The 8,481-nt window shown below is 60.6% G+C and carries 3 protein-coding genes; all 3 read left to right on the top strand.

From position 1 onward, the window contains the following. Nucleotides 1-154: 154 nt before the first annotated feature. Genes sprA through prmA form a run of 3 tightly spaced genes read left to right on the top strand, consistent with a single transcriptional unit; the run spans nucleotide 155 to nucleotide 8,189 of the window. Nucleotides 155-6,376 carry a cell surface protein SprA gene (gene sprA, locus H5U38_09660; protein MBC7187287.1) on the top strand — a complete coding sequence of 2,074 codons (6,222 nt, stop codon included), beginning with the start codon at nucleotides 155-157 and terminating at the stop codon, nucleotides 6,374-6,376. A gap of 15 nt (nucleotides 6,377-6,391) precedes the next feature. After that, a complete protein-coding gene (locus H5U38_09655) occupies nucleotides 6,392-7,315 on the top strand; it encodes a M28 family peptidase (GenBank protein ID MBC7187286.1) in 924 nt (307 codons plus the stop codon). A gap of 4 nt (nucleotides 7,316-7,319) precedes the next feature. Next, nucleotides 7,320-8,189, top strand: a complete 870-nt coding sequence (gene prmA, locus H5U38_09650; protein ID MBC7187285.1) for a 50S ribosomal protein L11 methyltransferase — start codon at nucleotides 7,320-7,322, stop codon at nucleotides 8,187-8,189. Nucleotides 8,190-8,481: the final 292 nt, after the last annotated feature.

The following is an 8,481-nucleotide window of genomic DNA, read 5'->3' as shown; positions in this document are numbered from 1 at the left end:
CCTGACCTCCACGCCACCCCACTTTCCCCTTGATTTTTTCCCTCATTTTCGCTAACTTTACAGTGGAAAAAAGCTTAAGACACAATTCTCCGCAATGGACCAAGAGTCGGGAGGCGTCGCCGAGCCATTTGTTACGTGGTTCTAAAACGCAGGCATGCAGGCTTCTCTGAACCGCTGCCACGAGTGGCTTGCCAGGTTTCCACTTCTTGGTTCGTTGCGCGTGAGCCTCTACTACCAACATCAAAGCGGCCGCGTGGGGGTCTGGAGTACGCTCTTTGTGGCGTGCACCGCCGTGGTCTGCCTTGGCAGCACCGCGCTTGCCGATAACGACCCCTCCCCTATCAGGCTCCACTTCTACTCGCACATTGATCCGCGCGTTGCCCTGCTCAAGGAGAGCAACAGGCCTGTAGGTCTTTCCTTGGACACTGTGCCGTCTGGCTTGCTTAAAGTCAATCTGCCCTCACTGAAGCGCCAGGTGCGCATCGACTCCACTGGCACGAACATCGCCATTTCCGAAGAGCTTTTGGGTTACCCGTTTACCCTGCCCGCCTACCTCACGTTGAGTGAGTACGTGCAACTGCGCGCACGCAATGAGCGGGACAGGCTGTGGCAGGAGCGCGTGGTGCAGGGGCCCACCATGCAAGGGCCAGGAGGCCGCACTGGGGCAGGCGCAATCGTCATCGACATCCCGGTGGAAATTAAGAGCCAGGCGTTCCAGCGCATCTTTGGCGGTGGGCGCGTCGGCCTGGACGTCACTGGCGATATCTCCATCAAGGGCGGCTTCCGCCACGAGAAGCGCAGCGAGGTCAAGACGGCGCTCAACCGCGGCTCCGACTATAACTTCAAAATGGAGCAAACGCAGCGCTTCAATGTGAGCGGCCACATCGGCGAAAAGGTGAAGGTCCTCGTGGACCAGGACAGCGAGCGCGCCTTCGATTTCGACAACGCCATTTCCCTCCGCTACCAGGGCTTTGATGACGAGATCGTCAAGAGCATCGATGCCGGTAACATCAGCCTGTCGCTGCCCGCCACACAGTTCGTCACTTTCAGCGGCAAAAACACCGGCCTCTTTGGCGTGCGCGCCGACATGGAGGTCGGCCGCCTGAAGTTGACCACCATCGCCAGCCAGGAGAAAGGACAGGGCAACAAGATCTCGCTGAGCGGCGGCGCCAAAGGCGAGAAGCAGCGCATCGAGGACTATAGCTACCGCCGCGGCACCTACTTCTTCCTGGACGAGTACTACTACCGCCAATTCCCCGACGTCGACGAGCAGGGGCGGCACCGCTTCTACCCGCCGCGCTCCATTAAACGTCTGGAGCTCTACAAGTCCGAGCCGGGATACGAGACCCGCTACTCCGACTCCATCCGCGGCTTTGCCGGCATGGATATCGACACCACCAATTTCACCTTCGAGATCGACACCACCAACACGCAGCTCATCGAGACCGGCTACTTCCGACGTTTGGAAAAGAACACCGACTACTTCTTGGAGCGCGACCTTGGCTACATCCAGATGATGGTCCCCCTGGGTCAGGGCGAAGTGCTGGCGGTGGCTTACGAGGACTCATCCGGGCGCATCGTGGGTGACATCGACTACCAGCCGGAATCGGGCAGGCCGATCATTTTGCGCCTGCTCAAACCGCGCGTCTCCCGCCCTGCGCACCCCACGTGGATTTTGGAATGGAAAAACGTCTACTACCTCGGCTCGCGCAACATCCCGGAAGATGGCTTTGAGCTGAAGATTTACTACAAACCGCCGTCAGGAGACCCGCAAGAGGCGGGGCCTACCAAGAGCGGCCAGGTCAAGTCCTACCTGCAGATGTTCGGCCTGGACAAGGTGGACCAAACCGGCTCGCCTAATCCCGACAACCGCATCGACATGAACGCCAACATCATCAACTTGGCGCGGGGCGAGTTGATCTTCCCGGACCTGCGTCCCTTCGATCCCCTTGGTCCGACCGAGCTGCCCGATGACAAACGCACGCGGGCCATTTATGACACCACGGTGCAGTCCTACATCGCGCAGGAGAGCAAGTTCTACATCGAGGTCTCCTCAAAGATCCGCAGGCCGGACTATGACTTGGGCATGAACGTCATCGAGGGCTCCGAGGAGGTGCGCCTGAACGGGGTCAAGTTGGTAAAGGACCGGGACTATACCATCGACTACTGGTCCGGCAAATTGGTGATCCTCAACGAGGCCGCTACGCAACCCTCGGCGGACGTGGAGATCACCTACGAGAGCAACCAGATGTTCCAGATCGAGCGCAAGACCATCTTAGGCGCGCGCGCGCAATACGACCTCTGGCAGGACAGCTTCATCGGCGGCACGGCTCTCTATCTGGGCGAGCGCACCTTGGAGCAGAAGATTCGCGTGGGGCGTGGGCCCATGCAGAATTTCGTCTGGGACCTGAATACGCAATTGCGTTTCAAGCCCAACTTCTTGACGACCCTCGCGAACGCCCTGCCCTTTGTCAACACCCAGGCTCCTTCGACGCTGAACATCGAAGCCGAAATGGCGCAGGTTCTCCCCAATCCCAACACTGTCAACAACGAAAAGACCGGGGACAACGACGGGGTTGCCTACATCGACGATTTCGAGGGGTCGAAGCGGGAGACGATTATCGGCATAGATCGGCGTGGATGGACGCCTGCTTCGGTGCCCTTGCAGAAAAAGGAATACGCGCCGCACGGCGAGGTGAGTCTTGCCAAGATGGGAAGCCTGATTTGGTACAACCCCTACAATCAGGTGCCCATCAAATACATCTGGCCAACGAAGGACGTCAACCCCAATGTGCCGCAGCGCGTCAATGTGCTCACCTTGCGCTTCTCGCCGGCAGATAGCGTGCCCAGCGCCGAGTCATGGGCCGGCATTCAGCGCGCCCTCTCCTCCGGCTACGCCGACCAGACCGAGAGCAAGTTTCTGGAAATCTGGGTACAGGGCGATGTCGGGGTCCTGCACGTCGATCTCGGCCAGGTATCGGAGGATGTCATCCCCAATGGTCGCCTCGATACCGAAGACCGTGCCGTGGGTGGCATTCGGAACGGCGTACTCGATCCCGGCGAGGACGTGGGTCTGGACGGCATGGCCAACAACGACCCTCGGGCTCGCGCTGCCGGGGGCGACTTCTGGGACATCAATGGCAACGGCGTGCGAGACTACGGGGAACCATGGAGCAATGACGACTTTCGCTACCAGCCGGGTGTTCCCGACTATGACCAAATCAACGGCTACGAGGGGAACGAAAACGACACCGGCGGTCGCTATCCGGACACCGAGGACATCAACCGCAACGGAGACGTTGACCTCAGGAACGATTACTTCGAGTACACCTTCTCCTTGGACAAGTCAAGCCCGGACACCGTGTACATGGTGGGCGGCAAAGGGCTTCCCCCGGACGAGGATCATGGCTGGCGCCAGTACCGCATCCCACTTGATCAGCCCAGTCGCGTGGTGGGCAACCCCGACATTTCCCTTGTGGAGTACATGCGGGTGTGGGTGGACGGCGTGCCCAATCACCAGCCGGTGTACATCAGCATCGCCGAGCTGAAGCTGGTGGGCAGCGATTGGAAGGAACAGGGCGTGGCCGGGCCCTCCGCCCCCGAGCAGTACGACGCCCGCAACGACAGCACAGTCGTGGTGACGGTGGTCAACACCCACGACAACCCGGAGTACAAAGAAAACCTGCCCCCTGGCGTGGAAGGGGTGCGCGACCGCATCACCCAGGTCATTGCCCGCGAGCAGTCGCTGGTGCTCAAGGTAACCGAGCTGCAGCCAGGGTACAACGGCATCATCCAGAAGAGCCTCTATCAGCCCGAGGACTATATCCACTACAAGACGATGAAGATGTTCGTCTACGGCAAGGACCCGTATGGCATCCACATTCGTTCTGACCAGAGCCTCATCCACTTCTTCCTGCGCTTTGGGTCCGATGCCAAGAACTACTACGAGATCAGGGAGCCGGTCTACCCGGGCTGGGACCGCCGCAACGAGATCGAGGTGGACCTGCTTGAGCTCAGCGCCATCAAGCTCGACCCCTCCAACAAGGTTGACTCGCTGAGCACGCAGAGCGCACCTGTCTTCGAGAAGTACTTGCCAAATGGCAAGCGCCTGCGCATCGTCGGCCGCCCCTCATTGACCAATGTGCGCATCCTGGTGGCGGGAGTGGAGAACCTCGCTTTCGCAGAGCAGCAAGGGACGAAGGTACCCAACGTCACACCGTTCACTGGCGAGATCTGGATCAACGAGCTCCGTTTGTCTAACGTGAAGAAGGACCGGGGCGTGGCCTATCGGGCCAGCGTGGATTTCGCCTTGGCGGACTTGGCGCGGGTAACAGCTCAGCTGAACCGACAAGACGCCGACTTTCACAATGTGAACACGCGCTTCGGCTCTGGCGACAATCGCACGGGAATGAACTTCACTGGGAGCCTGGCGCTGGACAAACTCCTGCCGCAATCGCTGGGCATAAGCATCCCGGTGAACTTGAACTATGCACAGAGCGCTGCCATCCCCAAGTACGTGCCGGGCACCGATATCGAGGTCACCGACCGCACACCCGATTCCACTCTTTCGGCCATCAAGGCCCTGTCCACCAGACGCGGCTTCGGTGTGTCCTTCAGGCGCGTGGAAAAGTCACGGAACTTTTTCATCAAGCACACCATCGACAACATCACGGCCAACTACAGCGAGAGCTCGGATGAAGGGAGCAATTCGCAGACGGCAACCTCCCGCAATCGCAACCAGACAGGTGGGGCGAGCTACAACCTGAACTTTGGCCGCAACAACTACTTCCAGCCCTTCTCCTGGCTTGCCGGGGTGCCGGTTCTGAAGAAGCTCAGCGTGACCAAGATGTACTACACTCCCTCCACCATCGGCCTGAAGGTTTCCGGCACCCGCTCAACCATGTACTCGCGGACGCGCAGCGGCATCGAATCCTACAACAGCGTCTTTAACGTCACACGGGATGCGAACGCGAGCATGCGCATCTTCGATAACCTGAGCCTGGACTACGGCCGTTCCCACACCAGCGACCTGCGCAATGTCCCGCGGCAGGAATGGTCGCGTGGCAAGTTGGGAGTTCTCACTGCCGTAAGCCAGAACTTCAAGGTGCAATACAACCCGAAAATCTTCACCTGGCTTAGCAATAGCCTCAACTACAACTCTGACTATCGCTACAACTACAATCAGCAGCAGAGGGACCTAGGGCGCAGCGCCTCCACCAACGCTTCTGTGACCGCGTCCGGTTCGGTGAACCTGAGCCAGTTGCTGACGTCAATTCGTCGCCCCTCGGCGCCGCCAACGCGCCCAGTCCCAGGGAGGACGCCTCCCTCGCGGCAACCTCCTGGCGCCAAACAGCCGCAGCCAGAGCAGCCAAAGAAGAGCGGCGGCAGCTTCAACCTCTTTGACACCATGACCAAGGTGTTTGGCATGGTCGATCCGATAAGCGTCAGCTACAGCAAGCGGACCAGCACCAATCTCTATGGCCTGGCGCCCGGGACGCCGCGTTGGCAATTCCAGTTCGGCCTTTCGGATAGTTGCGGCCTGCCTGTGGCGGCACAGAACGTCGGGTCGAACAGGGGCTCCCGCTCCGAGACCGAGAGCCTCAACTTTAGCAGCGGGCTGAAGCCGAGCAGACAAATAGCCATCACGGTCAAGTACTCGGAGTCTTCCACGGTTAACCGCACCACGACGGTTACCGGCAATGAATCTCAGAACTGGTTCCGCTCAGGAAATGCCGACCTTCCCCTGCCGGAGTGGACGGTGCGCTGGAGCGGCTTCGAGCGGTACCTCTTCTTCAAGAAAATGGCGCAGTCGGTGAGCCTTGACCACGCCTTCACCGGCCAGAAGCGCAGCACCTGGAGCTTGGAGCGCGGCATCCGCGAAGAGACGCGCAAGGATTATGACGCAAACTTCCGTCCACTGATCGGCATGAACATCACTTGGAAGAACGGCATGACCAGCACGTTCCGCTTCAACAAGGGGCAGAACTTGAGCGAGAGCATGGGGGTGAGCAAAGGCCAGACGCGCACCCAGACCATGGACATCACCTTCACCACCAACTATTCCAAGCGCAGCAACTTCCGCATCCCACTGCCGATCTGGCCGTTCAAGAATGCGGTGCTCAAGAACAACGTCGACCTGTCAGTGACTTTCAACATGAACCGGAACGTCACCGAGAAGAGCAAGGCTGCGGGCATTTTCGAGGAGACGGCCCGCACCGAAAAGTGGAGCTTTATGCCCAAGTTGACCTACGCCTTCAGCAATCGCGTGCGGGGAGGCGTCTCCTTCGAGGTGGGAAAGACGAAGAATAAACTCATCGGCGACAGTTCCATTCAGGAACTGGCTTTAGACGTGAACATCTCCATCCGCGGGAATTGAGCCCTGGTGAAGAAGATGCGCTGCGCAAAACCTGCCACTACCAGCTTCATGCTCCTGCTGTTGCTCATGGCCTCTCTCCTGCTCCTGCCGATTTCGTGCACCGCACAGGCCCCGCAGTTTGACGAGAAGAGAGCCTACGATCATCTGTTGCGGCAGGTGGCGTTTGGGCCCCGCGCGCCGGGCACGCCTGGCCACCGTGCTTGCCTGGACTACCTGACCGCAGAATTGCAAAAGTACGCGGACAAGGTCACCCAGCAAAGGTTCCAGCACACGTTTGGCCCGGAACGGCGCACGGTGGTGATGACCAACATCATCGCCAACTTCTGGAGCGAGAAGACCAAGCGAGTGCTGCTGTGCGCCCATTGGGACACCAGGCCTTGGGCGGACCATGACCCCGATCCTGCCAATCGTGCCACCCCGATCCCGGGAGCTAACGACGGGGCCTCGGGCGTTGCTGTGTTGCTGGAGGTCGCGCGGCTGCTCAAGGCACACGAGCCACGCTATGGGGTGGATATCGTGCTCTTTGACGGCGAGGACTGCGGCCAGGAGGGAGATGACCGCACCTGGGCGATCGGCTCGCGCCACTTTGCGGAGAGCAAGGATCCCCGCTACCGGCCTCTGTTTGGCATCCTGCTGGACATGGTGGGCGACGCTGACCTGGAGATCTACATCGAGCAGCACTCCCAAGAAAGCGCACCGGACGTGGTAAGCCTTGTCTGGACACGGGCCGCCGAGCTGGGGGTCACGGAATTCGTCCGTCGCCCGAAGTACGCGCTGGTCGACGATCATGTACCCCTGCTTCGTGCCGGCATCCGCTGCATCGACATCATCGACTACGACTATCCGTATTGGCACACTCTCGCGGACACCCCGGACAAGTGCAGCGCCGAGAGCCTATGCAAGGTCGGGCGCGTCGTCCTGAGTGTGCTCTACCGCTAAGCACATGGCCCGCCAGGTTCAAGAATCCCCGTGGTACGAACTGCACGTGCCGGTGCCAGAGCCGCTCCGCGACATCGTGCTCGCCCATTTGGCTGCGGCCGGCACCTCTGGCTGCCAGGAGCTTGCCGAGGAGATTGTCGCCTACTTTCGTGCCGACTCTCCCCCGCGCCCAGTAGCGCGCCTTTTGCGCCGCGAGATGGCGCGCCTCGGGTACCCGCTGCCTCCCGGCGCCCTGCGCATCCGTCGTGTGCACGCCAAGGACTGGGTCAAGACGTGGCAGGCCTCGCTAACCCCCGTCCAGGTTTCGCCACGCATCCTGATCTGCCCCTCGTGGCAGGTGGTTGCCCCGCCTGCGGAGGGCATTCTGCTCCTACTGGACCCGGGGATGGCGTTCGGCAGCGGCCACCATGCCACTACGCGCGGCGTGCTGCTGCTTCTGGAGGAGTTTGTCGCGCAGAGGCGGCGCGTCCTCGACGTGGGGACCGGCAGTGGGATTCTGGCCATCGCTGCTGCCAAGTTCGGGGCGCCACGGGTGTGGGCATGCGACATCGACCCGCAGGCGGTATTTGTTGCTCGGGACAACCTGCGCACCAACAAGGTGGCGGGCGTCGTGCAGCTGTGGGCGGGCAGCATTGACGCCTGCCGCGGAATGGATTTCGACCTCGTCACGGCGAACATCACGGCACAGGCCCTCACGCCGCTCCTCCCTGCCCTGCGCCGCCTGCTGGCGCCGGACGGGGTCCTCCTCCTTTCGGGCATCATAGATCGCGAGGAGAGTAGCTTCGTCCAAGCCCTGCAGCAGCGGGGCCTTCATGTCATCCGCAGGCTGCAAATCGAAGAGTGGATAAGCTTCGCTGCGACGCATAACGCATAAGCCGCTTCTCACCGGCAGGCCGTCAAGGTGAAAGGCCTGGCCTGCCTCAGTCGCGTCCAACAGATTCAGGCAGTGGCGCTTGTCGCAGCAAAGGCCGCCGGCCCCGCAGTCAGCGGAGTCCTTGAGGCAACGAGCCTGCCCTCACGTCCCATCGCGCTGGGAGCGATGCAGATCCACACGGCGCAGGAGATTTTTCTTGACAAGTTGCCGAAATATGCGTAAAATCTCGGGGTGAGTTTGCCACTTCCCCTGCGAGACCACGCGAGCAGGTGTATGGGGTCAGGTGGCCGAA

The organism is Calditrichota bacterium (genome assembly GCA_014359355.1).
In the GTDB taxonomy this organism is placed as follows: domain Bacteria; phylum Zhuqueibacterota; class Zhuqueibacteria; order JANLFK01; family Oleimicrobiaceae; genus Oleimicrobium.
Note: the sequence above shows the minus strand (reverse complement) of the source record. Positions and strands in the feature narration are given on the sequence as shown.

What these genes read in the sequence shown, in the direction of transcription:
- sprA (MBC7187287.1), top strand. Translation starts at nt 155, where the DNA reads ATGCAGGCTTCTCTGAACCGCTGCCACGAGTGGCTTGCCAGGTTTCCA.
- H5U38_09655 (MBC7187286.1), top strand. Translation starts at nt 6,392, where the DNA reads ATGCGCTGCGCAAAACCTGCCACTACCAGCTTCATGCTCCTGCTGTTG.
- prmA (MBC7187285.1), top strand. Translation starts at nt 7,320, where the DNA reads ATGGCCCGCCAGGTTCAAGAATCCCCGTGGTACGAACTGCACGTGCCG.